Consider the following 25,434-nt stretch of genomic DNA (forward strand, 5'->3'; position numbering starts at 1 on the left):
AAGTGAAACACGCGGTCCTCACATCTGTCGGTCACAACATCTCCGACTCCCTCGCCTGCGGGATGGGGTTTCTGATCGGGATTTATGGAACTGACGTGTTCGGGGAAGCAGCATTGACCCCCGATGGCTTCATTCAAGTGGACTTCCTCACGGGGTCTACGATGGGCGAGGTATCACCGTCCCTTGCCAAGGCGATCAGCCTCTACGCGGAAGCCCTTCCACAACTGTGCGAAAGCCAAGGAGTGACGGTTGCCGACTTCGACCGCCTCACGACCAAATATGTTGCAAAGGCCGATCACTACTTCATCGTTGAAGTCACGGATCGGCGCGGAAAGACTTCTCGCGATCGATATGTAGGACTGGCGTCTGAACGTCCCAAAGGCGTCGATAGCCTCGGGCGGGTAAGGCGGATGAAGTCCGCTTAGGGTCGAAAGCGGACGGTCGCTTGAGGTTGGGAAGCGGACTCCAGGCAGAGTAGGTTCAGCGCCGGCTCAACACTCGCATAGCCAAGCCCAGCAAAAGCCAAATCACCACTGACGATGCAGTCACGCCCGACGCAACGCCCAACTCAAGCAGGTGCCTCGGACCGACAACCAGCTTCCACAACAGGATAGCCAACCCGGTCGCGGCGAGCATTAGAGCGATCAGGCGGAACCACTCGAATGATTTCGTGAGTTCGTGTCTGAGACTTCTCATTAGCCCTAGTCTGGCTGTGCAAGGACCCAACATCAACAGGCGCGCACGTCCGCTTTGGGTCGAAAGCGGACTTCGCCAGCATCTCCGCTAACGAAAAAGGGCCACGGCGTTTCCGCCGGGGCCCTTCGTCATTTCAGTCCGGCCGGATCAGTGGCCCGGGGTCACCGGGGTGCAGGTGGTGCCGTCGGCGCAGTCCGAGAAGTGAACTTCAGGCGGCTCGACCAGGATTTCCGACGGCCGGACGTGAACTTCCGGACGCTGGACGTAGATCTGGGCCGGCGCGATGCGGATCGGCGGGGCGTCGACATAGACCGGAGGTCCGTCGATGTAGATGGTCGGGCCGGCGACGTTGATCGGGCGACCGATCACGCGCATGCCCGGCGCACGGACGTGAATGGGCGGTCCCGGATTGTTGATCGGCGGGCCCCAGCCCCCCGGTCCCGGCCAGCCGGCGCCGCCGCCGGTCCAGGGGCCGTAGAAGTCTACAACGCGCGTGCACGAGCACGGCACATCGCCGTAGTGCGGCGCCTCGTGACAGCCATGGCCGTCCGCCGGCGCTGCGGCGCCGGAGATCAGCATGGCGGCCACGATCGAAGTGATCGGATCCATGGGTCAGCTCCCCTCAAGTCCTTGCGAGACCTCGCTATTTCCCCTCACAGGCGAACTCTGGAGGGGCGGGCGAGCCGCGTAATCAGCGTTATATTAACCATTTCCACCTGTCTACCATCCACCGTCGCGCTTGCCTCCCGGTGTTGCCGCCGCTACACGCGCCGCCCAAATCGGGACGCCTCTTGGAACCTTTTCTGATCTCGGTCGCGCTCGTTTCCCTGGCCGAAATCGGGGACAAGACGATGCTGCTGGCCCTCGCCCTGGCGGCGGCGTGGCGGCGACCGGCTCCTATCGTGCTGGGCATCCTGGCGGCGACGCTTCTGAACCACGCCTTCGCCGCCCTCGCCGGGACCCTGGCCGCCCAGTATCTCGACGGGCCCTGGATGAAGTGGATCGTCGGGCTCGCCTTCCTGGGCTTCGCGGTCTGGGCCCTGATCCCCGATACGCTCGACGTCCAGGACGAGCAGGGGCCTGAGAAGACCTTCCCCGGCGTTTTCTGGACCACGACCGCCGCCTTCTTTCTGGTCGAGATGGGCGACAAGACCCAGATCGCGACGGCCGGCCTGGCCATCCGGTTCCAGAGCCTGCTCCTGGTCGTAGCCGGCTCCACCCTGGGCATGATGCTGGTCAACGGCCCGGCGGTCCTGCTGGGCGAGGCGGCGGCGAACCGCCTGCCGCTGAAATACATCCGCATGGTCGCGGCCGCCGCCTTCGCGGCTACGGGGCTCTGGGTGCTGCTGGCGACGTAACGCCCGGCCCGGGTAAGGAGAACTACGGATCGTCCGACCACCATCGCATTAACCCTCCCGTGGCATGACATTTCCATGGCGTGGCAGGGGAAAACGCTGATGCAAGGTCACTGGCGGATTTTCCGCCACGAAACAGGACGCGACGCCGGGCCGCCGGCCTGGGCCTACGTGGCGCTGTTCTGCGCGAGCCTCCTGATCGGCATGTGGAGCGCGCAAAAGTTCGACGCCGTCGTCATGTGGCCCGCGAACGGCATCCTGCTCGCCGCCTTTCTCCAGTTACATCGCCGGAAGGCGCTGGCCGTCCTGGCCGTCAGTTTCGCGATCAATCTCGTCAGCAACGTCGTGCGCGGCGATCCCATGCCCTTCTTGTGGCTCAACGCCGTCCTGAACCTCACCGAGGTCGTGATCGCCGGCATCCTGGCTCGCAGGTTCTGCGGGGCGGCCCTCGACCTGCGTCGCCCGCGCCGTCTGGCGTTCTTCGCCGTCGCCGTCGTGACCCCGGCGGTCCTGTTCTGCACGCTCGTCATCGTCAGCCTGGCGGCCGTTCTGAAGGACTATTCGACGGGCCTCTACATCTTCACCCTGCAGCGTTATTTCGCGATGGAGGCCCTGGGCCTGCTGACCATCACACCGACGCTGCTCCTGCTGGCCCGCCGCTACCGTTTCGTCGACACCAGCGAGGTCGCGGGCGTGAGGGAGACCGTCGTCCTGTTCGGCCTGCTCACCTCGGCGACCATGGTCGTCTTCTGGCAGTCCAGCCTGCCGATCACCTATCTGATCTTCCCCCCTCTTCTGCTGCTGGTCTTCCGCGTCTCGACGACGGGTTCGGCCCTGGCGGTTCTGCTGGTGACCCTGATCGGCGGCTTGGCCACCGTTACCGGTCAGGGCCCCTTCACGCTCCAGCGGCTTGCCGCCGATTCGGAGCTGGCTCACCTCCCCGACGTGGTCCGCCAGCTGAACGTCTTCTACGGCTTCCTGCTGACCCTGATCGCCATCGCCCTGCCGGTCTCGACGGTCGTGTCCGAACGACGGCGCATGGTCCTGCGGCTGGAGACCCGCACGCTCGCCGCCCAGGCTGCGCGGCGTCAGGCCGAGGCCGCCGACGCCGCCAAGTCGCGGTTCCTTGGCCTTATGAGCCACGAGATGCGCACCCCCCTGCATGGCGTCGTGGGCTATGCCGAGATCCTGTCGCGCCGCCCCGGCCTGGCCCGGGACGCCCGCAACCAGGTGGAGGAGATCCAGAGGTGCGGCAGGGCCTTGCTTACCCTGGTCGAGGATCTGCTCGAGGTCTCGCGGGGCGATGCCGCCGGCGGTCTGGAGACGGTCCACCCCGCCGCTCTGCTGGCCCAGGTCGCTGCCGCCAGCAGTGACTGCGCCGCTGCAAAGAGCCTGCCCATAAACATTCGGGTCCAGCCGGGCGCCGAGGCGGCGCTGATTGCCGACAAGCCCCGCCTGCGCCAGATTCTGCACCGGCTGGTGTCCAACGCCGTCAAGTTCACCTCCGGGGGCGAGGTCACCCTGGCCGTCGCCCGTGAAGGCCCCCTGACCGTGTTCAGGATCTCCGACACCGGCCCGGGCATCCACCCGGATCTGATCCCCACCCTCTTCGACGCCTTCGTCCAGGCTGATAATTCCATCAGCCGCGCTCATGTCGGCTGCGGTCTGGGACTCGCCGTCGCCCGGCGTCTCACCGGCGCCATGGGCGGCCGGATCGAGCTGGAAAGCACCTCGCCCGAAGGCTCGACGTTCGCCGTCCGCCTGCCCCTGCCGCTGGCGGACGGGGACGCGACGACCGAGGTCGCCGATCCGGCCCCCGCCGAGACCGACGGCGCCGCCCGCGTGCTGGTCGTCGACGACCATCCGACCAACCGGGAAGTCGCCCGACTGATGCTGGCTCCGCTCGGCTGCGAGATCTTCGAGGCCGTCGATGGCTTCGAGGCGGTCGAGATGGCCTCGGCCTCGCCCTTCGACCTGATCCTGATGGACGTTCGCATGCCGCGCATGGACGGCCTGGCCGCGACCCAGGCGATCCGCGCCCTCGGCCGCGATCACGCCCGCACCCCGATCCTGGCCGTCACCGCCGACGCCATGCCCGAGGACGCAGCGCGCTGCATGGCCGCCGGCATGGACGGCCACGTCGCCAAGCCCCTGACCCACGCCAGCCTGTTCGCCGCCATCGACACCGTCATGGGCGCGAACGTCGAGGCGATCGACGAAGCGGCGGCCTAGAGCGCCCGGCCGGGCGGGTCGTCCCGCGCCAGACGTGCTTTCAACTCGGCGATATCGGCCATCAGCTGACGCTGCTCCTCGTCGGTGAACCGGCGCCTGTCCTCCAGGAAGGCCCCGATCACCCGTCCGATCAGCAGCGGCCGGATGAACAGGAGGGTGGCGCGCATCAGCACGAGAGCCACGATCCGTCCGCCGAGGGACGTGGGCGAGATATCGCCGTAACTCGTCGTCGTCGTCGCCGTCACCGCCGCCCAACACAGGGCATCGCCATAGGCCCTGTGCTCGAACACGGAATACAGGCCCGCGCAAAGGACCAGCAGGACAAGACAGGCCAGCAGCAGCTCGGCGATGCCGTTGGTGGCGCGGATCAGCAGCGTCACGGTGGCGGCCTCAAGCGATTGGCGCGCCGACCCTATCGCCCCGCTTCGCTCGGTGGCTGGAAACGGTCGCCGTTTGGCGACACCAATCAGCATCCGTGGTGGGAGACGACATTCTGGACCACGGTCAGGAAGATCATCACCCTGTGGCCGGGCAATGAGCTGGAAAACTCGGACTCATCGTGAGTGATCGAGGCGATGGCGTGGGGTTCCTTCGCATCGCTGAACGTGACCGACGGGGCCGAAGTCCGCATTGGCGGCGGCCCCTTATTGCCGTTGAAACAGTCAATGGCGCCGCGAGACAAGATCGATCTCGCCGCACTAAGTTATCTGAAATAGTACAAATATATCAATATTCTGATGAGTTTCTTAATGTTTTATTTTCTGTGCGTAGCGCATACGATACTGCAGAAATATGTAGCGTCGTCCTAAGGATTTTCAATTGCTAGAGTTCAGTGTAAAAGACAAGTTGAGATTAGCGTTCTTGGGTCTCATTGCCATCTCTGTCATGATTACTGTTTTTGCTGCTTTCCAAGTGAATTCGATCAAGAACGATCTTCGATCTGTCAATGAAGTTAATAGTGTTAAGCAGCGTCATGCGATTAATTTTCGCGGGAGCGTTCACGATCGCGCCATCGACGTCCGGGACCTGACCCTGCTGACCTCACCCGCCGAAATCGAACAGACGATTACTGCGATCGAGGCCCTCGCCGCAAAATATGCTGTGTCCGCTGCTCCTCTGGACTCGATGATGTCCGGTCCGGAAGTGACCCCCGACGAACAGGCCATCCTGGACAGCATCAAGCAAACCGAAGCGCGTACCCTGCCGATGGTCGAGCGGATCATCGCGATGCGCATCGCCGGCGATGTCGACGGTGCGGAAGCCTTGCTTATGACCCAGGCCCGCCCCGCCTTTGTTGAATGGCTGGCCCGCATCAACCTGTTCATCGATCTGCAGGAGTCCCGCAGCCAGGCGATCGGCGAAAGGACCACAGCCGCTGTGCAAGCCTTCACCTGGGCGATCGTCGGCCTTTGCGTCCTGGGTGTGGCTATTGGCCTGGTCATCGCATTCTGGGCGACGCTCGCTTTCACGCCACTCAAGACGTTGACTGGCGTGATGGAAGACATGGTTGGAGGCGACTACAGCGCCGAGATCCCGTCCAGAAGCCGCGTGGACGAGGTCGGGGCGATGGCCAAGGCCGTGCAGGTGTTCAAGGACGCCGGCATCCGGTCCCGTGAGATCGAGGCCGAGGCCCAGGCCGCGCGCCAGGCAGTAGAGACCGAACGCCTTCAGAACCGGTTGCTGTCCGAAGAGGCCGCCCAGCATCAGGCCGCCGTGGTCGAGGCTCTGGCCATGGGTCTGGACGCCCTGTCCAGAGGCGATCTGACCGTCCAGCTGACCCAGACATTCCCCGCCCACTATGTGAAGCTGCAACAGGATTTCAATGGTGCGATCAGCCAGCTGCGCGAGACCATGGCGGCGGTGGTGGTCAATGTCGCCGCCATCCGCGCGGGTTCGGAAGAGATCGCCTCGGCCTCGGACGACCTGTCGAAACGCACCGAGCAGCAGGCCGCGTCCCTGGAGGAGACTGCTGCCGCGCTGGAGCAGATCACGGTGACGGTGAAGCGGACGGCGTCGGGCTCGCAGCAGGCGGCTCAGGCCGTGGCCTCGGCGCGGGGTGATGCCCAGGCGTCCGGCGAGGTGGTGCAGCGTGCAATCGCTGCAATGGGGCAGATCGAGAAATCCTCGGCCGAGATCAATCAGATCATCGGGGTGATCGACGAAATCGCCTTCCAGACCAATCTCCTGGCGCTCAACGCCGGCGTCGAGGCGGCGCGTGCGGGCGATGCCGGTCGCGGCTTCGCGGTCGTGGCGCAGGAGGTGCGGGCCCTGGCCCAGCGGTCCGCCGAGGCAGCCAAGGAGATCAAGGGCCTGATCTCGACCTCGGGTCATCAGGTCAGCCAGGGCGTGACACTGGTGGGCGAGACGGGCGAAACCCTGATCCGGATCGCGGAACAGGTCGCCGCGATCGACGGTCTGGTGTCAGAGATCAGCTCCTCGGCCCAGGAACAGTCGTCGAGTCTCAGCCAGGTCAATACCGCCGTCAACCATATGGACCAGATGGTCCAGCAGAACGCGGCCATGGTCGAGGAAGCGACCGCCGCCTCTCATTCGCTGAAGAGCGAGGCCGGAGAGCTGGACGGGCTGGTGTCGCGCTTCAAGGTCGGCGATGTGCCCGCCGCGAAACGCGGCAACCCGGTCCACGCCGCCCAGGCCCGGATCGAGGCCTATGCCCGGCCCGCCGCCAAATCCCGCCCGTCACCCCGCTCGGTCGGCAACACGGCCCTGAAGGCCGACAAGTGGGAGGTGTTCTGAGCCTGACGCCCTTCGACAACGAGGCCACTGTCGACACCGGCGGGATGCTTGAGCTGATCGCGTTCGAGACAGGGGGCAGGAATCCTGTATCGACGTCCGCCCGGTGCGCCAGATCCGGTGTTGGACCCCGACAACGCCGATGCCCCAAACGCCGGACTACAGTCTGGGGGTGATAATCCTTCGCGGGGCAATGATGCGGACGTAGGAGACCATGCCCCGATGTGCGGCGCGGATCGCCCCAGGACGCCTTTGAATTCAAGGCCCGGCTCTAACGAGAGCCTTTATCCGCGCCCTGGTTCGAAACGGGGTGACACTGGCGGCATGACCCATGCCGATCCTCAACCGCCCCGCTCCGCCGAAACCTGGAACCAGATCCGCGCCGACTTCATGGCCGGCGTCAGCGGTCCCGTGCTCGTTGAACGCTACGGCGTGCCGCTGCGCACGCTCCGCCATCGGGCGGCTGTCGAGGGCTGGCGACGCCAGGACCACGACCCTCATCGCCGTCGCGCTGCGGTCCTGGAGGCCGAGCCGGAGCTGGCCGAGGTGTTGGAGGAAGAGGGCCTGGATCAGTTCCGTCTGCTGTTCGAACCCCAACCGGACGTCCTGCGCCGGTTCGCGTTCCGCAAGGCCTCGGAAGAGGCGGCCATGGATCGCCCTCAGCAATCTCTGGTCTGGTTGCGCGTCGCCGAACGGCTGGAGCGTTGCGGCGATCGCATCGACGCCGAGGCTCCGCTCTTCCGGGACATCGACCATCTGCGCGCCGCCTATCTTCGACGTGTGAGCGACCGCCCCGGTGCGTCGCAACAGGCGCCTGATCCCGACGACGATTGCACTGTCTTGCACTCCGAATTCGAGGAACAGTGCCAAACCATCCCCCGTTCGACACAAGATGTTGATGCTGGGGATCGTTAACCATCAACCGGTAGCTTTCGGATCGATTCTGGGGTTCACTGGCCCCAGTCCCTCTTTCGTTCATCCCGGCGCAGGCCGGGACCCAGTCTCCGGTCTCCTCCCCATGAACGCTCACACCCTCATCACGCCCGCCCGCGCCGGCCTGCTGACCCCCTCGGCGGCCTACAAGCCGTTCCGTTATCCGTGGGCCTTCGACATGTGGAAGAAGCAGCAGCAGGTTCACTGGATGCCCGAGGAGGTGCCGCTGGGCGAGGACTGCAAGGACTGGGCGGCCAACCTGAACGACAAGGAGCGCAACCTGCTGACGCAGATCTTCCGCTTCTTCACCCAGTCGGACATCGAGGTCGCGGACAACTACATGGAAAAATACGGTCGGGTGTTCAAACCGACCGAGGTGAAGATGATGCTGTCGTCCTTCGCCAACATGGAGACGATCCACATCGCGGCCTACGCCCTGCTGCTCGAGACCATCGGCATGCCCGAGAGCGAGTTCGGCGCCTTCATGGAATACGAGGCCATGCGCGACAAGCATGACTTCATGCAGAAGTTCGGCGTCGACACCGATGCCGACATCGCCCGGACGCTCGCCATGTTCGGCGGCTTCACCGAGGGGCTGCAGCTGTTCGCCAGCTTCGCGATGCTGATGAACTTCCCGCGCCAGAACAAGATGAAGGGCATGGGCCAGATCGTCAGCTGGTCGGTCCGCGACGAGAGCCTGCACTGCGACGGCATCATCAAGCTCTACCACGCCTTCAACGCCGAGACGGGCTGCGTCACCCCCTCGGTCGCCGACGACATCGTCGAATGCTGCCGCACCGTGGTTGGTCTTGAAGACAAGTTCATCGACCTGGCCTTCGAGGCCGGCGAGGTGAACGGCATGACGCCCGAAGACATCAAACAGTACATCCGCTTCATCGCCGACTGGCGCCTGCGCCAGCTCAAGCTGCCGGAGCTCTACGGCGTGAAGGAAAACCCCCTGCCCTGGCTGCAGTCCCTGCTGTCGGGCGTCGAGCACGCCAACTTCTTCGAGGCCCGCGCCACGGAGTATTCCAAGGCCGCCACCACCGGCGCCTGGCATGGCGCCGAGGGCGTCTGGGGCGAGTTCGACAAGATGCTGGCCCGCCGCGACATGAGCATGGTCGCGGGCTGACCTGAAGATGCCGGAGCCGATCAACGTCGCCGTTGTCGGCTTCGGCAATGCCGGAAAGACCTTCCACGCCCCGCTGGTCGCGGCCGAGCCCGGCCTCGTCCTTCACACCGTCGTGTCCAGCCGCCCGGACGAGGTCCGCGCCGCCTGGCCCGACGTCCGCGTCGCCCCCGACTTCGAGCCGGTGCTCGCCGACCCGGCCATCGGTCTGATCGTCCTGGCCACCCCCGACGCCCTGCATGCGGCCCAGGCCGGGGCGGCCCTGAACGCGGGCAAGGCCGTCGTCGTCGACAAGCCATTCGCCCTGACCCTCGCCGACGCCCGCCGTCTGGTCGAGCTGTCGGAAGTGAAGAACCTTCTCCTCTCCGTCTTCCAGAACCGTCGCTGGGACGCCGACTTCCTCGCCCTCCAGGCCGAGCTCGCCTCGGGCCGTCTGGGCGAGGTCGTGACGGTGGAAAGCCGTTACGACCGCCACCGCCCCCTCGTCCGCGACCGCTGGCGCGAGAACGACGGCGACGGCGTCTGGATGGACCTCGGGCCCCATCTGGTCGACCAGATCCTGGTCCTGTTCGGCCGACCGCTCGCCATCACCTGCGACATGGCGATCCAGCGTCCGGGCGGCCTGACCCCCGACTGGGTCCATGCCGTCCTGCGCTATGCCGACAAGCGGGTGGTGCTGAACGCCGCCATGGTCTGCGCAGCGCCCGATGTCCGCTTCGCCGTCCACGGCACAAAGGGCAGTTGGCTGAAGTCGGGCCTCGACGTTCAGGAAGACCAGTCGAAGGCCGGTCTGGCCGTAGGCAGCCCCGGCTGGGGCGTCGATCCCAGGCCCGGGACCTTCGTCGACGGCGAGACCGGCGAACGCAGCCCCGCCCCCGGCCCGGCCGGCCACTACCAGTCATTCTACTCAGGCGTCGCCTCGGCCCTGCGCGGCGAAGGTCCGCCGCCGGTCACGGCCAGCCAGGCCCTGTCGGTCATGGATATCCTCGACGCCGGTCTCCGCAGCGCCGCCACTCGTCGGGAGGTCCCGATCGATCAGTAGCGCGGCGGGGCGCAACGGCTCCGGTCGCCGGCCTGACAGGCGCGAACATCGGCCTCCCAGCGGGCGCGGTCCGCCTCCCATTGTCGTTGCGCAGCCTCGGACCGGCGGACGTCCTCCTCATAGGCCAGCCGGGCCCGGGTCGCCGCCGTGACCGCCTCTTCGTGTTTGGCCCGCTCGGCTTCGAACGCGGCCTGATCGGCCCGTTCCTGGTTCTCGGCCAGCTGGTTGCGCGAGGCGATCTCGTCATTGAGCGCCTGGGTCGTTCGGAGCTCGACCGGGTCCTGGTCGGCGTCGTCGGCGCGGCGATAGGCCTCGCCGTCGTTGACGGGCGCCGGGGTTGTCGGCACGGCCTGGCTCAGCAGCTGGTCGGCCTGGTCCGACGGCCGCGTCTGGGCGGGCGGCTTCTGCGCCTCGGCCGCGCCGGCCGCCAGCGCGAAGGTCAGTGCGACAGCGCAGGCCGACAGGGTTCTGGTCCTGATCATCATCTCGGTTCCCTCTCGCGCCATACCAGCCTGAGGAGCTTGGCCATATCAGGGCGGGGCATCTCCCGGAACGTTGTTCGCGTCGAAAGGTGGCGCCTGGCTCGATGGCGGGGTTAAATAGGGGAATTCCTCTCCTCCCCCGCGAGTCTCGCCCGATGATCCTCTCCACGAGTTCCGGCGACTTTCCCATTCCGCCGGACGTCGCAAGCCGGCTGCCGAGAGTTCCGCCCGTGCCGGACCCGACGGCGCCGCAGTACCGTCAGGCGCGCCGCGCCTTCGCCGACTGGCTCGACGCCGCGCCCGGGCACACGATCGACTTCGAACGCCTGCGCCGCTGGCATCTGGTCCAGAACCAGCTCGCCGCCGCCGCCCGCGCAGAAGGCCGCACCTTTGTGGTGACGGAGGACGGGCTCGACTGACCGGCGCCGCCCGGGCTTCGACAGCCCCGCTTTGCCGCCCGTCGGGACCTTCATTCCCGCCGTCGTACCGGCTGGACGCATCTGCAACCGGGTGTGATCTGACTCCTCGCCGTCGTGCGTCTATCTCACGGCGAACCCAGAAGGATTACAGTATTGAACCGCCCGGCCTATCCTTCTTCACGTAGATTCGTTCTGGCCATGGCGGCAGCGGGATTGGGAATGTTCGCGAGCAGTGTTGTCGCCGCGCCGCGGATATCGCCCCGGAAGTCCGAGGCCGACCTTGATCGCGTCGACGCCCTGATTGCGCGCATGACGATCCAGGAGAAGGCGGGTCAGCTGAACCTGCTGGGCGACCCGTTCCGCTTCCGGCCGATGAACGTGAACCCGCTGGACGGTCAGGGCGATCCTGCGAGGGTGACCCGGATGATCCGCGAGGGTCTCGTCGGCAATCTGTTCAACGGCGTGGGCGCCGAGGCCGGGCGCCGCATCCAGACCATCGCGGTCGAGGAGAGCCGGCTGGGTATTCCCCTGCTGTTCGCCGCCGACATCATTCACGGATTGAAGACCGTCTTCCCGGTGCCGCTGGCCGAGGCGGCCGCCTTCGACGCCGACCTGGCGCGGCGCACGGCGCGGGCGGCGGCGGTGGAGGGCGCGGCCTCCGGCATCCACCAGACCTACGCCCCCATGGTCGACGTGGCGCGGGACCAGCGCTGGGGCCGCGGCGTCGAGGGCGCAGGCGAGGACGTGTGGCTGAACGAGGTCCTGGCGGTCGCCCGCGTGCGCGGCTTCCAGGGCGACAAGGGCCTGGCCGACCGCGACGCCCTGCTCGCCACGCCCAAGCATTTCGCCGCCTATTCCGCCGCCATCGCCGGCATGGACTACAACACCACCGACATGTCCGAGGCGACGCTGCGGGGAACCTTCCTGCCGCCGTTCAGGGCCGCGTTCGACGCCGGCGCCCTGTCGGTCATGACCGCGTTCAATGACCTGAACGGCGTCCCGGCGTCGGGCAACCCCTGGCTTCTGACCGACATCCTGCGTGACGAATGGGGCTTCACCGGCTTCGTCGTATCCGACTACACGGCCGAACAGGAGCTGATCGCCCACGGCTTCGCGTCCGACGGGCGTGACGCGGCCCGCATCGCCCTGCTGGCCGGCATGGACATGTCGATGGTCTCAGGCCTGTTCCTGGAGCACATCCCCGATCTGGTGGAGAAGGGCGACGTCCCCCTTGCCCGCGTGGATCAGGCGGTGCGGCGCGTGCTCATGACCAAGGCGGCGCTCGGTCTGTTCGACGATCCCTATCGTGGCTGTGATCCCGAGCGGGAGCGGCGGGTCGTCGGCTCGCGCGAGTATCGCGACCTGGCCCGTGAGGCCGGGGTGAAGTCCATCGTCCTCTTGAAAAATGAAGGCGGCCTGCTGCCGCTCAAACCCTCGGGCCAGAAAATCGCCCTGATCGGGCCCTTCGGCGCCGACGTCGACAATGTCTTCGGGCCGTGGACCATCTGGGGCGACGAGACGCGCCGCATCTCGCTGGAAGCGGGCTTCCGCGCCGCCATGGACGAAGAGGCCGACCTCGTCGTGGTCAAGGGTTCCGACGTCGAGGCGGCCCTGCCGGGCGGCATCGACGCAGCGGTTCTGGCGGCGACCCAGGCGGACGTCGTCGTCCTCGCCATCGGAGAAAGCTCGCGCATGTCGGGCGAGGCCCAGTCGCGCACCGAGATCGACATCCCGGCGCCGCAGCGCGCCCTGGCGGAGGCCGTCGCCGCGATCGGAAAGCCCGTCGTTGTCCTGCTCCGCAACGGTCGCGCCATGGAGCTGTCGGGACCGATCAAGGACGCCGGGGCCATCGTCGTCACCTGGTTCCTCGGCGGAGAGATGGGCCATGCGGTCGCCGACATCGTCTTCGGACTGTCCTCGCCGTCGGGTCGCCTGCCGGTCAGCTTCCCGCATCGTTCGGGGCAGCAGCCGTTCAGCTACGACCACAAGATCACGGGCCGCCCGGCGAACAACGCCCTGGCGTCGCAGGAATACGTCGCCCGCTATCGCGAGACGACCAACACCGCCCTCTATCCGTTCGGTCACGGCCTAACCTATGGCGCGGTCACCTATGGCGCGGCAACGCCGGCCGAGGCGACGCTGGACTGGAACGGCGCGGTCGAGGTCTCGGTTGATGTGACCAATACGGGCGACCGTGCGGTCGAGGAGACGGTCCAGCTCTATATCCGCGACCGCGTCGCCGACCTGACCCAGCCCGGTCGTCGCCTGCGCGACTTCCGCAAAGTCGCGCTGGAGGCGGGCGAGACGAGGACCGTGGCCTTCACCCTGCGACGCGAGCGTCTGGAATATGTCGGCGCCGATGGTCGGCCGACGGTTCAGCCGGGCGCCTTCGACATCTGGCTGACGTCCTCGGCCCAGGCGGGCGAACCGGCGACCTTGATCCTCGTCGGCCGGTAGGGGTTGTCGGGCCGGTCGCAGAGGTTACGAGCGCCGGATCACGTCGATCAGGGGTCCGCCCGGGCCATGGGTCAGGGTCGCCTCGACGCCATAGGCGCGCCTCAGGACATCCGGCGACAGCGCTGTCGCGGGTGGGTCATCGGCCAGAACCTCACCTTCGGCCAGGACGATGATCCGGTCGGCCATGCGCAACGCCATGGACAGGTCGTGCAGGGTCACGATCACGCCCACGCCATCGTCGGCCAGCCGTCGAAACAGAACGGCGGCGTCCAGCTGGTGCGCCGGATCGAGCCCGGTGAGGGGTTCATCGGCCAGCAGCCACTCGGGCTCTCCGGCCAGCGCCCGTGCGATCAGGACCCGCGCCCGCTCGCCGCCCGACAGGGTGTCGACGATCCGGTGTTCGAATTCAGTGACATTGGCCGCCGCCATGGCCCGGTCGACCGCCGCATGGTCCTCCCCGGCCTGACCGCGCGCGCCGATGAAGGGGGTCCGTCCCAGCTCGACCAGGGTCCGGGCCTCGATCGGCCAGGCGATCTCCGGCGTCTGGGGCAGGAAGGCCAGCCGTTTCGCGCGGTCACGCGGCCTCATGCCGGTCAGGCTGACGCCGTCCAGCCGCGCTGAGCCGGAGGTCGGCGCGTGCAGCCCCGCCAGACAGCCCAGCAGGGTCGACTTGCCGGCGCCGTTGGGACCGACGACCGCCGTGACCTTGCCGGCCTCGATCGACAGGCTGACCGCCGAGAGAATCGCCTTGCCGCCGATGTCGACGGTCAGGTCCGCACAGGACAGGACGCTCATGCGATCGTCCTCCGCAGACGCAGCAGCAGGATGAGGAAGAAGGGCGCGCCCAGCACCGCCATGGCGACGCCCAGCTTCACCTCGCCCGCCGCCGGGGTCATCCGGACGAGGATGTCGCCCGCCAGCACAATCACGGCGCCGCCGAGAATACTGGGCATGAGAAGGGCCCCGGGTCGTGCGCCGACCAAGGGCCTCAGCAGGTGTGGCGTCACCAGCCCCACGAACCCGATCACGCCCGTGACGGCGACGCTCGCTCCCGCTGCCAGCGCCACGCCGAGCGCCAGAGTCCATCGAGTTCTGGGCATCGAGATCCCCAGCGACCGCGCGCCGACTTCGCCGAGCGTCAGCGCGTCCAGAGCTCGCCCGGTGGTCAGGAGCATTCCACAGCCGACGGCGATGAAAGGCAACGCCATCTGCACCTCCTCGAAGCTGCGATCGGCGAGCGACCCCATTAACCAGTCGACGATCTCTGACACCGCCCACGGACTGGGCGCCAGCGACAGGGCGAGCGATACGCCCGCGCTGGACAGGATGTTCAGTATGGCCCCGGCCAGAACGAAGGTGACCAGGCTCGAGGCCGATCCGGACAGCAGCATGAGGATGGCGACTCCGACCAGGGCGCCGCTGATCGCCGCGACCGGCAGGGCCCAGGGCGCGACCGCAGTCACCCCGTAGTAGAGGGTCAGCACCGCCCCCAGCGCCGCCATCGCCGACACGCCGAGCACACCGGGATCGGCCAGCGGGTTCCGCGTATAGCCCTGCAGCACCGCGCCCGAGAGGCCGAGCGCGGCGCCCACCACGATGCCGAGGATGGTGCGCGGCAGACGCAGTTCGAAGACGATGGCCCAGCGCGGATCGATGTCCGGCGAGACCCAGGCGCTCCACGGGACCCAGACCTTGCCGGCGATCAGGCTGATCCCCGACAGGACCAGCAACAGGGCGATCAGGCCGGCATACAGAAGCGGTCGGCTCACGGGCTTCATGCGGACCTCGCCAGTGCGGCGTCGCGCGCACGGGACAGGGCCGCCGCCGTCCGGATCAGAACCGGCCCGCCACAGAACAGCAGCCGTTCCGGGAAGACGGCCCGTTCCATGCCGCCGGCGACACGGGCCAGGGCCGGATGCTCCATCACCCGCTGGGCCCGGCTCGGCAGACCGCGCGACGGCTCGCCAGACAGCAACAGGTCCGGCGGATCGGCGATGACGAACTCCAGCGGCACATTGGCCGATCCGCGAAGGCCGTACCGCGCGATGACGTTCTCAAGGCCCACGCGCCGCATCATCTCGTCCATCAGTGTGCCGGGCCCTGATGCAAAGCCGCCGGGCATGAAGACGAGGGCTGAGACACGGCGTGCTCCGGGCGCGGCTGCAGCAGCGGCCAATGCGGCTTCGATTCTGCGAACGACCGTCTCGCCGCGTTCGGGGCGGCCGACGAGGGCGGACACTTCCCGTACCTGCGCCAGACTGTCCGCGATCGTCTCCGGCACGCTGAACTGGAGGGTCCGGATGCCGACGCGATCAAGGGCGTTGAGCAGAGACGGCGGCGACGGGCGCCCCGTCAGGACCAGGTCAGGCTCGAGGGCGATGACCTCTTCGGCCGTCCCATAGGTGAACGGCAGGGTCCGGGCGATCTCTGCGATGGTCGAACCGTAGCGGTCACGGGAATAGTGGCTGAGCGCCGTGATCCGGCTCCGGTCCGCGACATGGGCGAGGATCACATCCAGACAGGGATTCAACGAGACGATGCGTCGGGGCTGGGCCTGCGGCGGCGACGCCGGTGCGGCGCGCGCGGACCCCAGGCCGAGGCCTGCGGCCAGGCTGCCCACGACCAGGGCGCGACGATCGGGTGCTGTCATCGATGCGTCTCCTTCCCGACGATCCTGAGTGTGCGCCGCCCGTCGGGGCCGGCGCCAGAGGGCGCGAACGGACGGTCCGTTCGCGCCCGTCGTGTCGACCTAGAACCGGGCGCGGACGCCCACGAAGGTCCCGCGACCCGCGACGCCGTAGTTGGCGGTGGTCGCATAGGTCTCGTCCCCCGCGTTCTCGACCCGGCCATAGAGCTCAAGCGTCTCATTGATCGGATACGAGGCCCGCAGATCGACCAGGGTGTAGGCATCCAGTCGCGTGGCGTTCGAGGCGTTGTCGAAGCTGTCGCCCACGTGCTGGACGGCGACCGAGGTCGACAGACCGAACGGCCAGACATAGCCGACGGTCAGGTTCGCAGCCTCGTCGGGACGACGCGCCAACTGGCGACCGAGGTTGGCGCCGGGCGTGCGGTTCTCGGTATTGGTCCGGGTGTAGTTGGCGTTGACCCGGAACGACCCGATCTCGTAGTCCGCCGCCAGTTCGACGCCGTCGGCCTCGGTCAGGGCGATGTTCGAATAGTAGCCGAAGCGACGCGCCCCGTTCCTGAAGCACAGCGGCGCCGTCGCCGGCGCGACCGTGCCCGAGCAGGAGACGAAGTCGATCTGGTTGGTCGTCTCGCGCGAGAAATACGTCGCCGACAGGATCAGGGCGCCGTCCAGCAGATACTGTTCCACGCCCGCGTCCCAGCCGTCCGCCTCTTCCGGCAGCAGGGCCAGGTTTCCGTACTGGCTGTAGAGTTGATAAAGGCTCGGCGCCTTGAAGCCCTGGCCGAAGCTGGCGCGCAGCACGGTCGAGCCGTCGTTCAGAGCCCAGGCTACGGCCGCCTGACCCAGGGTCTTGCCGCCGAACGTATCGTGCTCGTCGTGACGCACGCCTCCGGTCAGGGTCAGACCGTCGACGACCTCGGCCTGAAGCTGGGCGTAGACGCCGTCGAGACCGACCTCGGCCGCATCCGGAGCGGCGGAGAACTCGGAGTCCTCGTGCTCGGCGCCGAAGGTCGCGGTCCAGCCCTCGCGGACATCGAACACGCCCTGGTATTCATAGCGCCTGTTCAGGCCCTCGGCCTCGAAGGTGACAGCGGACCCGGCCAGATTCTGGCGGTCGGTACGGGTGTAACCATAGGCGATGCGATTGCTCAGACGGCCGTCGAACAGGTCGAAGTTCAGGCCGGCATAGGTGACCAGTTCCTTCGTACTCGAGGTCTCGCGCGTGTCGCCGAAGGCGAACAGCGGCGCCGGGAATCCGTCGACGTCCACATCCCCGTCCGAATAGACGGCGCGCAGGTCCACGGAGACGCCTTCGACGATGCGGATGTTGGCCCGACCGCTGAGGCCGAAATTCTCGTAGCCGTCATTCTCGGTCCCGCGCGCGAAGGCCGAGAAGCCGTCGGTCTGATAGCGGGAGGCGGCCAGTCGCCAGGTGGCGCGTTCGCCGGCGCCGCCGACCGAGCCCCGCAGATACGTCGTCCCGCGCGAACCCGCCTCGGCGTCAATGCTGGCCTGGAACGGACGCGTTGGCTCGGCGGTGACGATGCTGACCACGCCGCCGATGGCCTGGGAGCCCCACAGGGTCGACTGGGCGCCCCGCAGGACCTCGATCCGGGCGACGTCGCCGATCAGCAGATTGCCGAAATTGTAGCCCCCGCCGGTGCCTGACGGGTCATTCAGCTTCACGCCGTCGACGATCGCGACGGTCTGGTCCGTTTCCGCGCCGCGGATGCGCACGGCCGTAACCGAGCCGACCCCGCCGTTGCGCGACACGGTGACGCCCGGCGTCCGGGCCAGCAGGTCCGACACCACGACGGTCTGGCTGGACTGGATGTCCGCCGTGGTCAGGACGGTGACCGACTGGCCGACGCGGTCGGCGGCCTGGGCCGAGCGGTTGGCCGTGACGATGACATCGTCCAGCAGGCCAGGGTCCGTCACGGCGGTGACGGTCTGGGCGCTCGCAGCATTGGCGGTGAGCAGGAGCGCGGCCGTGGCGGCGCTGGCGATCAGTTCATTTTTCATCTGGGTCCAATCCCTCGTTTGACAACGAGCCGGCTCGCGAACGGCCGTGATCGGACATGGAGACACGCCCGGTCACGACCGCGCAGCGATGCGCGGCCCAACAGACGTCGCCATTCGGGAAAAGACCCGTTCCGCTCGGCACACCACGTCCGCGCGAAGGACGACCACGACGGGCAGGTCTCCTGGCTCGCGGGTCAATGCCGGTGCGCGTCGCCTTCCCAGGTCCTTTGGTCGAAACCATCGGACCCAGTGGCAAATGACGCGCGGGCTCGCCGCTTACAGTTGCGTGGGCAGCCCGGGTTTCGCACCCGAGTTCCCTTTTCATCCCCATCTCTGGGGAACCTGTCGCAGCGCGGCCATTAGGCCATCGCGCCCGTGGCGGCAATGGTCACGGTCAGGCGCGGAGCCTGGCCTTACGTTTTGTCGGGAAAGGAAGTGGCGCACCCGAGAGGATTCGAACCTCTGACCCCTGCCTTCGGAGGGCAGTACTCTATCCAGCTGAGCTACGGGTGCATCTGTCGGCCTCGCGGCCGGACGAAGGGCCTTACAGCAGGTCGCGTTCAGCCTCAATCCCGGAAAGGCGGGGCCCGGAAAGGCGAGGTCCGGAACGACTTGGCGAAGAGCGCCGCCCCGCCTAGCGTGCGGCGGTCCTTTCGGAGTCCGTCCATGCGTCGTCTTTTCCTGGCCGCCCTCGCCCTTCCCCTGCTGCTGGTCGCGGCCTGCGCGACGGCCCCGGCGCCCGATCCGTCCGGCGACAGTCTGGACGCCGTGGCGCGGGACTATGTCGCCCTCATCCTCGAGATCGGAGAGCGGGAGCCCGGCTATGTGGACGCCTACTATGGTCCGCCGGAATGGGCCGAGGCGGCGAAGGCGAACCCGCGCGAGGTTCCGGCCCTGATCCAGGGCGCGGCCTCCCTGACGGGGCGGCTGAACGCCCTGTCGACGCGGGGCGCGGAGCCCGTCGTGGTCCAGCGGAAGGCCTATCTGCTGGCTCATGTCTCGGCCGCAGCCGCTCGGCTGCGCATGATCGGCGGGGAGCGGATGAGCTTCGCCGACGAGGCCGAGGCCCTGTTCGGCGTGCGTCCAGAGCTGAAGCCGTTGACCGCCTATGATCCGATCCTGGCCCGGATCGACGCCCTGGTTCCGGGAGAGGGCGCCCTGGCCGACCGGGTGTCGGCCTTCCGCACCGGCTTCATCATCCCGACCGACCGGTTGCAGGCCGTGTTCGACGCCTCGATCGCAGAATGCCGGGCGCGGACGATCCGCCATATCCCGCTGCCGGCCAACGAGCGGTTCACCCTGGCCTTCGTCACCGACAAGCCGTGGTCGGGCTACAACTATTTCCAGGGCGACGCGGCCTCGAAGATCGAGATCAACACCGACCAGCCGATTTTCACCGACCGGGCCATCGATCTGGGCTGCCACGAAGGCTATCCGGGCCACCACGTGTACAACGCGCTGCTGGAGAAGACCTTCGTCGTGGATCGCGGCTGGGTCGAGATGAGCGTCTATCCCCTGTATTCGCCGATGTCCTTCGTGGCCGAGGGCAGCGCCAACTACGGCATCGACCTGGCCTTCCCCGGCGACGAGGCCGAGGTGTTCGAGCGGGAGGTCCTCCTGCCGCTGGCCGGCCTGACCGGCGCGCCCGTCGAAGAGAAGGATGAGCTCAACGCCCTGGTCCGCCAGCTGGCGCGGGCGGAATACACGATCGCCGACGATTATCTGGCCGGACGGGTGAACCGCGAAGACACCATCGCCAAGCTGTCGAAATACATGCTGACGACGCCCGAGCGAGCCGCCCAACGGGTTCGGTTCATCGAGACCTATCGCAGCTACATCATCAACTACGGTCTCGGTCGCGACACGGTGCAGGCCTGGGTCGAGCGCCAGGGTCCGGATCGCTGGGCGGGGATGGAGACCCTGCTGTCCAGCCAGATCCTGCCAGCGGACATCCTCTGAAGCCAGGTTCCGGACGCCGAAAAGACAGTGCGAAGCGTCCGATGCGTCCGAAGCGTTCGGACGGGACGGCGATGCGACTCCACAATTGGTGTGGCGGACTCGACAGAGTCTACAACGACCACGCGTTCGGGATGGCGATGTAAAAGACCGGAGGACAGTGTCTCACGGTTTTCGGAGGCGCCTGGGATAAAGCTGTAAATTGAAGCCGGCCGTTGAACCGATTGAAGAAATCGGACGATCTGTTGATGGGTATGGAACGTGACCCCTCACCCGATCGCGCCAGAACGACGGCTTTCGCCGCCGTGCGCGATCTCCCTCTCCCGCAAGGGGAGAGGGAAAACGGCTATTGCGCCGTCATGCCGCCGTCGATCTTGAACTCGGCGCCGGTGACGAACTTGGCTTCGTCGGAGGCGAGGTAGAGGACGCAGTATGCGACGTCGTTCGGCTCGCCGATCCGCTTCAGCGGGATGCCGCGCGCGAGGCGTTCGTGGGCCTTCTGCTCATCGCCGCCCGCCATGGCGACGAAGGGGTCCAGGATCGCGGTCTTGATAAAGACCGGATGGACGGAGTTGACCCGGACGTTCCAGTCCATCTTGGCGGCCTCGAGGGCGACGGTCTTGGTGTACATCCAGACGCCGGCCTTGGTGGCGTTATAGGCGCCCATGCCCGGCCCCGCGGCCAGGCCGGCGATCGACGAGATGTTGACGATGGCCGCCGAGCCCGAGGCCCGCAGGTGGGGCATGGCGTGTTTGCAGCCAAACATGACCGAGCGCAGGTTGATCTCGTACTGACGCTGCCAGTTCTCCGTCGTGTCCTGCTCGGCGAAGAGCAGGACGTCGCCGACACCTGCGTTGTTCACCAGGATGGACAGGCCGCCCATGGCCTCCGCCGCCTTGCCGACGACGTCGATCCACTGGGCCTCCGAGGCCACGTCATGGGTGAAACCGAAGGCCGAGCCCGGAATCTCGGCATTGATCCTCGCGGCCAGCGCCTCGGCCCCCGCGCCGTTGATGTCGGTGATCGCGACCTTCGAGCCCTCTCGGGCCAGCATCCAGGCGATGGCCTCGCCCAGGCCCTGGGCTCCGCCCGTAATCAAGGCGGCCTTGCCGGCGACCCGTCCTGTTTTGCTCATTTCATTCCCCTCCCAGGGCTTTCGCGGCGGCGTCGATGAAGCGCGCCATCGTGGTGTCGAGGTCGGTGACGCCACCGGCGTCGTGGGTCGTCAGCAGAATGGTCACCCTGTTGTAGACGTTCGACCATTCCGGATGGTGGTCCATGGTCTCGGCCTTCAGCGCCACGCGCGTCATGAAGGCGAAGGCTGTGTTGAAGTCGGCGAATTTGAGGGTCCGCTCGATGGCGGGACGGTCGCCGTCGTGGACCGACCAGCCGGTCAGGCCAGTGATCGCGGCGGCGGGATCGAGGGTCGGTCTGGCCATGAAAGCTCTCCTGTCGTCGGGCCTAACGGTCTCGCCGGGCGGCTGCAAGGCGCCGCAACGTCAGCTAGGCGACACTCAAGCCAACACTGGAACGTCCCGTGAAGCTGGGACGTTGGTAAGCGTCGCCATACGCGACGGGAGCTGCATAATTGGACAATCTCTGGATCGCCTCGCTGACCGTGGCCGACCGAAAGCGGCTCGAGCCGCATTTGGCCGAGAAGCCATTCACCCAGGGCCAGATGCTGTACGACGCGGGCGAGGCGGTGAATCAGGTGTGGTTTCCCCTGAACGGCGTGGTCTCTCTGATGACCATTCTTCCGGAGGACAGGATGGTGGAGACGGCGGCCATCGGACGCGAAGGTCTGATCGGCGTGACCTGTGGGCCGATGAACGCCCGCGCTTCGTCGCGCGCCATAGCCCAGATCGCGGGCTCGGCCGCCTGCTGCTCCGCCGACGTTTTTTCGGACGCCTTGAGCGAGAGCCCGACCCTGCGCACGGCCCTGGCGAAATTCACCGAGAGCCTGTTCGCCCAGGTGCAACAGACCGCCGCCTGCAATGCCCAGCACAGGCTGGACGAACGGCTGGCCCGCTGGTTGCTGACCTTGCACGATCGCGCCGGGTCCAACCGATTCAACCTGACCCAGTCCGACATCGCCGGCATGCTGGGCGTGCGCCGGGCGACGGTGTCCGAGGTCGGGGCCGGTCTGGAAGGTCAAAAGCTGATCCGGCGCGGTCGGGGCTGGGTCGAGGTGCTGGATCGCGAGGCGCTCGAGGACGCCGCCTGCGGCTGCTACGGCGCCATGCGCGGGGTGATGAAGGATCTCGGCGTGCCTGCACCCCGGGCGCCGGACGTCTGAACCGCAGGCCGCGACGGCGAGGCCCGGTGACGTGGGCGCCCGACCGCGCTAGACCGCCCGGATGACCCCCTCCCCGCACGGCCCGCATTCCTCGGGCGACACCTCTTCCTTCGGCTTCCGCGACGTGGATGCGCGCGAGAAGGTGCGGATGGTGCGCGGCGTGTTCGACAGCGTGGCCTCCAGCTACGACCTGATGAATGACCTGATGAGCGGGGGCGTGCACCGGCTGTGGAAGGACGCGGCGGCGGTGAAGCTCAACCCCCGGCCCGGCGAGACCATCCTGGACGTCGCGGGCGGCACCGGCGACATGGCGCGGCGCTATTCGAAGATGGCGCGCAGGGCCCAGGAGCGGCGCGGAGGCGATGACGCCTCGGTCATCGTGCTCGACTACAACGCCGAGATGATCCTGGCAGGCGTTCAGAAGGGCGGCGAGCCGGAGATGATCTGGACCGTCGGCGACGCCATGGCCCTGCCCATCCCCGACGCCTCGGTCGACGGCTATTCGATCAGCTTCGGCATCCGCAACGTCGCCGACATTCCCGTCGCCCTGAAGGAAGCCCGGCGGGTGCTGAAGCCGGGCGGCCGGTTCCTGTGCCTCGAGTTCTCGCGCCCGACAGCCGAGGCTGTGCGCAAGGCCTATGACGCCTGGTCCTTCCACGCCATTCCGCGCATCGGCGAATGGGTGGCCAAGGATCGCGACAGCTATCAGTACCTGGTCGAGAGCATCCGCCGCTTCCCGGACCAGTCGACGTTCAAGGCCATGATCGAGGAGGCCGGCTTCAGTCGCGTCGCCGTGACCAACCTGTCGGGCGGGGTCGCCGCGATCCATTTCGGGTGGGCGGTCTGAGCTTTCCGCAGTCATATCGGGTCGCGCCCGCAGCCCCGCCGACCGTGGCGGTGCGCGATCCCGTCGGCGCGACCTGGCGGCTGATCCGCTGGGGCGGGGCGCTGGCGAAACACGACGCCCTGATACCGCGCGAGATCACGCCGCTGCTGCCCGCCTGGGCGCGGCCGATCGCGGGGTTCGTGCATCTGTTTGCCGGGCGAGAAGGCCGCGACGGGCGGCCAGGCCAGAGGCTGGGCCGGGCCTTCGAAACCCTGGGGCCGGTGGCGATCAAACTGGGCCAGGTCATGGCTACCCGCGCCGACATCTTCGGCATCGAGTTCGCCCGGGACCTGGGCCGGCTGAAGGACAAGCTGCCGCCATTTCCGACCCAGGAGGCGCGTCGCGAGATCGAGCGCTCGCTGGGGCGGCCGGTCGAGAGCCTGTTCACCGATTTCGGCGATCCCATCGGCGCGGCGTCCCTGGCCCAGGCCCACCCGGCCTGGCTGGCCGATGGCCGCAAGGTGGCGGTCAAGGTTCTGCGGCCCGGGGTCGAGCGCCGTGTGGTCAAGGGGCTGGACGCCATGCGTCTGGCGGCCGGCCTGGTGCATCGGCTCGTTCCGGCGGCGCGAAGGCTGGAGCCCGAAGCCTTCGTCGAGACCGTGGCGCGGTCGATGTATCTGGAGCTCGACATGCGGCTGGAGGCGGCCGCCGCCTCCGAGCTGCACGACATCATGGAGAAGGCCCGGGCCGACGGGGCGCATATGATCGCGCCGAAAGTCGTCTGGGACGGCGTCGGCAAACGGGTGCTGACGCTGGAGTGGGCGGTGGGCCTGCCCATGACCGATCCGGCCGCGATCGAACAACCGGGCATGGACATCAACGCCCTCGCCGACAATGTCGTGCGCGCCTTCCTGGTCCAGGCCCTGGACTACGGAACCTTCCACGCCGACCTGCACGAGGGGAACCTGTTCGCCTCTGCGCCCGCCGAGCTGACCGCCGTCGACTTCGGCATCATCGGCCGGCTGAACCCCGGTGAGCGACGCTATCTCGCCGAGATCCTGTGGGGCTTCCTGACGCGGGATTATCCGCGCATCGCCCGAGTGCATTTCGAGGCCGGCTATGTGCCGCCGCACCATTCGGTCGAGGCCTTCGCCCAGGCCCTTCGCGCCGTCGGTGAGCCGGTGATCGGCCGGGCGGCGTCCCAGGTGTCGATGGGGCGGCTGCTGGGCCAGTTGTTCGAGATCACCGCCCTGTTCGACATGCACCTGCGCCCCGAACTGATCCTGCTGCAGAAGACCATGGTCTCGGTCGAGGGCGTCGCGCGCCGCCTGAACCCCGACCATGACCTGTGGGCCGCGGCCCAGCCCGTGGTGGAGCGCTGGATCACCCGCGAGCTGGGCCCCAGGGCCCAGGTCCGCGACGGTCTGCGCGAAATCCTGTCCGGCGCCCGCGCCCTGTCGCGTCTGGTGCAGGAGCCGTCCACCAGCCAGACAGTCATCGTCGAGCGGGTGAAGACCCCGACCTGGCTGGCCGTCTGTGTCGTCGTCGCCATGGGTCTTTCGACCGCCGCCCTCGTTATGTCGTTATGGCCCGGAATTGTGGGCTGACATCGCCGGAGTCCGCATGACCGTTTCAATCAAGACCACCGCACTCGTTTTCGCCCTCGCCGCCGCCGGTCCTGCGCTGGCCCAGACGACGCCGACCCCATCGCTGAACCAGAGCCGGTCTCTTGCGCCCTCCGGGGCCGCCGCCACGATTCCGAACACCTTCGACGGGCCTGCCGCCCAGCCAAGGCCTGTGGCGCCCCTGCCGGCCGCGCCGGCGGGCCAGGTCACCGACATCGAGATGGCCGAGGGCGCGCTGCGCGCCGTCATCGAACAGTTCCGCGCCGCCGACATCGACGAACGTCTGTTCACCCCCGGCGTCGCGACCCAATTGAACGGTCAACTGGCCAACTATTCCCGGCTGGTCCGGGGCTATGGCGCGGTGCAGTCGATAGAGGCCCAGGGCGCGACCAACGGCGTCGGCCAGTTCCTTGTGGTTTTCGAGAACGCCGCCACCCAGTGGCAGGTCGGGCTGGAAGACGGCGGCCTGGTCGCCGCCCTTCGCTTCCGCGAAGCGCCGCCCGAATCCTCCGAGCCGGCCGCGCCCGCCGCCTGAACATCCATTCGACGACCCTTCCTCCCCGGAA

Annotated in this window: 25 protein-coding genes, 1 tRNA gene and 1 riboswitch; of the genes, 16 read left to right on the forward strand and 10 right to left on the reverse strand. The window is 67.5% G+C overall.

Annotation, left to right across the window (positions count from 1 at the left end; all coding sequences use genetic code 11):
* Positions 1–2 precede the first annotated feature (2 nt).
* Complete coding sequence (locus tag RMO01_RS08660; protein WP_309628642.1) at positions 3–425, forward strand: hypothetical protein; 423 nt, start codon at positions 3–5, stop codon at positions 423–425.
* 418 nt (positions 426–843) lie between these two features.
* On the opposite strand, the gene RMO01_RS08665 is transcribed toward RMO01_RS08660, so the two are convergent.
* The gene (locus RMO01_RS08665; protein ID WP_309628643.1) at positions 844–1,305 is read right to left on the reverse strand and encodes a hypothetical protein; all 462 of its coding nucleotides are present in this window, start codon (positions 1,303–1,305) and stop codon (positions 844–846) included.
* Between the two features lie 182 nt (positions 1,306–1,487).
* Here RMO01_RS08665 and RMO01_RS08670 point away from each other — a divergent pair, with 182 nt between their 5' ends.
* Positions 1,488–2,054, forward strand: a complete 567-nt coding sequence (locus RMO01_RS08670) for a TMEM165/GDT1 family protein (protein WP_309628644.1) — start codon at positions 1,488–1,490, stop codon at positions 2,052–2,054.
* A gap of 99 nt (positions 2,055–2,153) precedes the next feature.
* Positions 2,154–4,283: a response regulator gene (locus tag RMO01_RS08675; RefSeq protein WP_309628645.1), complete on the forward strand. Its 2,130-nt coding sequence runs from the start codon at positions 2,154–2,156 to the stop codon at positions 4,281–4,283.
* Here RMO01_RS08675 and RMO01_RS08680 read toward each other — a convergent pair.
* Complete coding sequence (locus RMO01_RS08680) at positions 4,280–4,663, reverse strand: ion channel (RefSeq protein ID WP_309628646.1); 384 nt, start codon at positions 4,661–4,663, stop codon at positions 4,280–4,282. The two genes, RMO01_RS08675 and RMO01_RS08680, sit on opposite strands and share 4 nt — an antisense overlap.
* Positions 4,664–4,846: 183 nt before the next feature.
* Here RMO01_RS08680 and RMO01_RS08685 point away from each other — a divergent pair, with 183 nt between their 5' ends.
* The 6 genes from RMO01_RS08685 (at position 4,847) to RMO01_RS08710 (ending at position 10,138) form a co-directional block, all read left to right on the forward strand.
* On the forward strand, positions 4,847–4,999 hold the full coding sequence (locus RMO01_RS08685; protein WP_309628647.1) for a hypothetical protein: 153 nt from the start codon (positions 4,847–4,849) through the stop codon (positions 4,997–4,999).
* A gap of 103 nt (positions 5,000–5,102) precedes the next feature.
* Positions 5,103–7,037 carry a methyl-accepting chemotaxis protein gene (locus RMO01_RS08690; RefSeq protein WP_309628648.1) on the forward strand — a complete coding sequence of 645 codons (1,935 nt, stop codon included), beginning with the start codon at positions 5,103–5,105 and terminating at the stop codon, positions 7,035–7,037.
* A 103-nt stretch (positions 7,038–7,140) separates the two neighbouring features.
* Positions 7,141–7,242 carry a hypothetical protein gene (locus tag RMO01_RS08695; protein ID WP_309628649.1) on the forward strand — a complete coding sequence of 34 codons (102 nt, stop codon included), beginning with the start codon at positions 7,141–7,143 and terminating at the stop codon, positions 7,240–7,242.
* Between the two features lie 116 nt (positions 7,243–7,358).
* The gene (locus RMO01_RS08700; protein WP_309628650.1) at positions 7,359–7,949 is read left to right on the forward strand and encodes a hypothetical protein; all 591 of its coding nucleotides are present in this window, start codon (positions 7,359–7,361) and stop codon (positions 7,947–7,949) included.
* A gap of 103 nt (positions 7,950–8,052) precedes the next feature.
* Positions 8,053–9,099: a ribonucleotide-diphosphate reductase subunit beta gene (locus RMO01_RS08705; protein ID WP_309628651.1), complete on the forward strand. Its 1,047-nt coding sequence runs from the start codon at positions 8,053–8,055 to the stop codon at positions 9,097–9,099.
* Between the two features lie 7 nt (positions 9,100–9,106).
* Positions 9,107–10,138, forward strand: coding sequence for an oxidoreductase (locus RMO01_RS08710; RefSeq protein WP_309628652.1), 1,032 nt, complete (start codon positions 9,107–9,109; stop codon positions 10,136–10,138).
* Here the strand turns inward: RMO01_RS08710 and RMO01_RS08715 are convergent.
* A complete protein-coding gene (locus tag RMO01_RS08715) occupies positions 10,132–10,620 on the reverse strand; it encodes a cell wall hydrolase (RefSeq protein WP_309628653.1) in 489 nt (162 codons plus the stop codon). The two genes, RMO01_RS08710 and RMO01_RS08715, sit on opposite strands and share 7 nt — an antisense overlap.
* A 230-nt stretch (positions 10,621–10,850) precedes the next feature.
* On the opposite strand from RMO01_RS08715, the gene RMO01_RS08720 reads away from it, so the two are divergent.
* The gene (locus tag RMO01_RS08720; RefSeq protein ID WP_309628654.1) at positions 10,851–11,039 is read left to right on the forward strand and encodes a hypothetical protein; all 189 of its coding nucleotides are present in this window, start codon (positions 10,851–10,853) and stop codon (positions 11,037–11,039) included.
* A 219-nt stretch (positions 11,040–11,258) separates the two neighbouring features.
* Positions 11,259–13,496 (forward strand): glycoside hydrolase family 3 N-terminal domain-containing protein, encoded by a 2,238-nt coding sequence (locus RMO01_RS08725; RefSeq protein ID WP_309628655.1) that lies wholly within the window; start codon positions 11,259–11,261, stop codon positions 13,494–13,496.
* 24 nt (positions 13,497–13,520) lie between these two features.
* Here RMO01_RS08725 and RMO01_RS08730 read toward each other — a convergent pair whose 3' ends face one another.
* From RMO01_RS08730 to RMO01_RS08750, 5 genes are all read right to left on the reverse strand, one after another.
* The gene (locus RMO01_RS08730) at positions 13,521–14,291 is read right to left on the reverse strand and encodes an ABC transporter ATP-binding protein (RefSeq protein WP_309628656.1); all 771 of its coding nucleotides are present in this window, start codon (positions 14,289–14,291) and stop codon (positions 13,521–13,523) included.
* The gene (locus RMO01_RS08735; RefSeq protein WP_309628657.1) at positions 14,288–15,274 is read right to left on the reverse strand and encodes an iron ABC transporter permease; all 987 of its coding nucleotides are present in this window, start codon (positions 15,272–15,274) and stop codon (positions 14,288–14,290) included. Before RMO01_RS08735 ends, RMO01_RS08730 begins: the two co-directional genes overlap by 4 nt.
* Positions 15,271–16,146, reverse strand: coding sequence for an ABC transporter substrate-binding protein (locus RMO01_RS08740; RefSeq protein ID WP_309628658.1), 876 nt, complete (start codon positions 16,144–16,146; stop codon positions 15,271–15,273). The genes RMO01_RS08735 and RMO01_RS08740 overlap by 4 nt, the downstream gene beginning before the upstream one ends.
* 99 nt (positions 16,147–16,245) lie before the next feature.
* Positions 16,246–18,165, reverse strand: a complete 1,920-nt coding sequence (locus RMO01_RS08745) for a TonB-dependent receptor domain-containing protein (RefSeq protein ID WP_309628659.1) — start codon at positions 18,163–18,165, stop codon at positions 16,246–16,248.
* A gap of 154 nt (positions 18,166–18,319) precedes the next feature.
* Positions 18,320–18,526: riboswitch (cobalamin riboswitch) on the reverse strand.
* 75 nt (positions 18,527–18,601) lie between these two features.
* Positions 18,602–18,678: transfer RNA gene (locus RMO01_RS08750), tRNA-Arg, on the reverse strand.
* Positions 18,679–18,831: 153 nt separating this feature from the next.
* On the opposite strand from RMO01_RS08750, the gene RMO01_RS08755 reads away from it, so the two are divergent.
* The gene (locus RMO01_RS08755; RefSeq protein WP_309628660.1) at positions 18,832–20,124 is read left to right on the forward strand and encodes a hypothetical protein; all 1,293 of its coding nucleotides are present in this window, start codon (positions 18,832–18,834) and stop codon (positions 20,122–20,124) included.
* Positions 20,125–20,467: 343 nt separating this feature from the next.
* Here RMO01_RS08755 and RMO01_RS08760 read toward each other — a convergent pair whose 3' ends face one another.
* Together RMO01_RS08760 and RMO01_RS08765 are read right to left on the reverse strand one after the other, a co-directional pair.
* Positions 20,468–21,256 (reverse strand): SDR family oxidoreductase, encoded by a 789-nt coding sequence (locus tag RMO01_RS08760; RefSeq protein WP_309628661.1) that lies wholly within the window; start codon positions 21,254–21,256, stop codon positions 20,468–20,470.
* A gap of 1 nt (position 21,257) precedes the next feature.
* Entirely contained in the window at positions 21,258–21,560 is a 303-nt protein-coding gene (locus RMO01_RS08765) for a 4a-hydroxytetrahydrobiopterin dehydratase (protein WP_309628662.1), read from the reverse strand.
* A 149-nt stretch (positions 21,561–21,709) separates the two neighbouring features.
* On the opposite strand from RMO01_RS08765, the gene RMO01_RS08770 reads away from it, so the two are divergent.
* The 4 genes from RMO01_RS08770 to RMO01_RS08785 all read left to right on the forward strand — a co-directional run bounded on the left by RMO01_RS08770 (position 21,710) and on the right by RMO01_RS08785 (position 25,403).
* Entirely contained in the window at positions 21,710–22,417 is a 708-nt protein-coding gene (locus tag RMO01_RS08770) for a Crp/Fnr family transcriptional regulator (protein ID WP_309628663.1), read from the forward strand.
* Between the two features lie 61 nt (positions 22,418–22,478).
* Complete coding sequence (locus tag RMO01_RS08775) at positions 22,479–23,264, forward strand: class I SAM-dependent methyltransferase (protein WP_309628664.1); 786 nt, start codon at positions 22,479–22,481, stop codon at positions 23,262–23,264.
* 44 nt (positions 23,265–23,308) lie between these two features.
* Positions 23,309–24,850 (forward strand): 2-polyprenylphenol 6-hydroxylase, encoded by a 1,542-nt coding sequence (gene ubiB / locus RMO01_RS08780; protein ID WP_309628665.1) that lies wholly within the window; start codon positions 23,309–23,311, stop codon positions 24,848–24,850.
* Between the two features lie 16 nt (positions 24,851–24,866).
* Positions 24,867–25,403, forward strand: a complete 537-nt coding sequence (locus RMO01_RS08785; RefSeq protein WP_309628666.1) for a hypothetical protein — start codon at positions 24,867–24,869, stop codon at positions 25,401–25,403.
* Positions 25,404–25,434: the final 31 nt, after the last annotated feature.

The sequence above is a fragment of the Brevundimonas sp. genome (genome assembly GCF_031412435.1).
Classification (GTDB): domain Bacteria; phylum Pseudomonadota; class Alphaproteobacteria; order Caulobacterales; family Caulobacteraceae; genus Brevundimonas.

Bases quoted from the DNA above. Each gene is read 5' to 3' on its own strand.
- RMO01_RS08665 (WP_309628643.1), bottom strand. From the start codon at position 1,305: ATGGATCCGATCACTTCGATCGTGGCCGCCATGCTGATCTCCGGCGCC.
- RMO01_RS08675 (WP_309628645.1), top strand. From the start codon at position 2,154: ATGCAAGGTCACTGGCGGATTTTCCGCCACGAAACAGGACGCGACGCC.
- RMO01_RS08700 (WP_309628650.1), top strand. From the start codon at position 7,359: ATGACCCATGCCGATCCTCAACCGCCCCGCTCCGCCGAAACCTGGAAC.
- RMO01_RS08705 (WP_309628651.1), top strand. From the start codon at position 8,053: ATGAACGCTCACACCCTCATCACGCCCGCCCGCGCCGGCCTGCTGACC.
- RMO01_RS08710 (WP_309628652.1), top strand. From the start codon at position 9,107: ATGCCGGAGCCGATCAACGTCGCCGTTGTCGGCTTCGGCAATGCCGGA.
- RMO01_RS08715 (WP_309628653.1), bottom strand. From the start codon at position 10,620: ATGATCAGGACCAGAACCCTGTCGGCCTGCGCTGTCGCACTGACCTTC.
- RMO01_RS08725 (WP_309628655.1), top strand. From the start codon at position 11,259: ATGTTCGCGAGCAGTGTTGTCGCCGCGCCGCGGATATCGCCCCGGAAG.
- RMO01_RS08730 (WP_309628656.1), bottom strand. From the start codon at position 14,291: ATGAGCGTCCTGTCCTGTGCGGACCTGACCGTCGACATCGGCGGCAAG.
- RMO01_RS08735 (WP_309628657.1), bottom strand. From the start codon at position 15,274: ATGAAGCCCGTGAGCCGACCGCTTCTGTATGCCGGCCTGATCGCCCTG.
- RMO01_RS08740 (WP_309628658.1), bottom strand. From the start codon at position 16,146: ATGACAGCACCCGATCGTCGCGCCCTGGTCGTGGGCAGCCTGGCCGCA.
- RMO01_RS08745 (WP_309628659.1), bottom strand. From the start codon at position 18,165: ATGAAAAATGAACTGATCGCCAGCGCCGCCACGGCCGCGCTCCTGCTC.
- RMO01_RS08755 (WP_309628660.1), top strand. From the start codon at position 18,832: ATGCGTCGTCTTTTCCTGGCCGCCCTCGCCCTTCCCCTGCTGCTGGTC.
- RMO01_RS08760 (WP_309628661.1), bottom strand. From the start codon at position 21,256: ATGAGCAAAACAGGACGGGTCGCCGGCAAGGCCGCCTTGATTACGGGC.
- RMO01_RS08765 (WP_309628662.1), bottom strand. From the start codon at position 21,560: ATGGCCAGACCGACCCTCGATCCCGCCGCCGCGATCACTGGCCTGACC.
- RMO01_RS08775 (WP_309628664.1), top strand. From the start codon at position 22,479: ATGACCCCCTCCCCGCACGGCCCGCATTCCTCGGGCGACACCTCTTCC.
- RMO01_RS08785 (WP_309628666.1), top strand. From the start codon at position 24,867: ATGACCGTTTCAATCAAGACCACCGCACTCGTTTTCGCCCTCGCCGCC.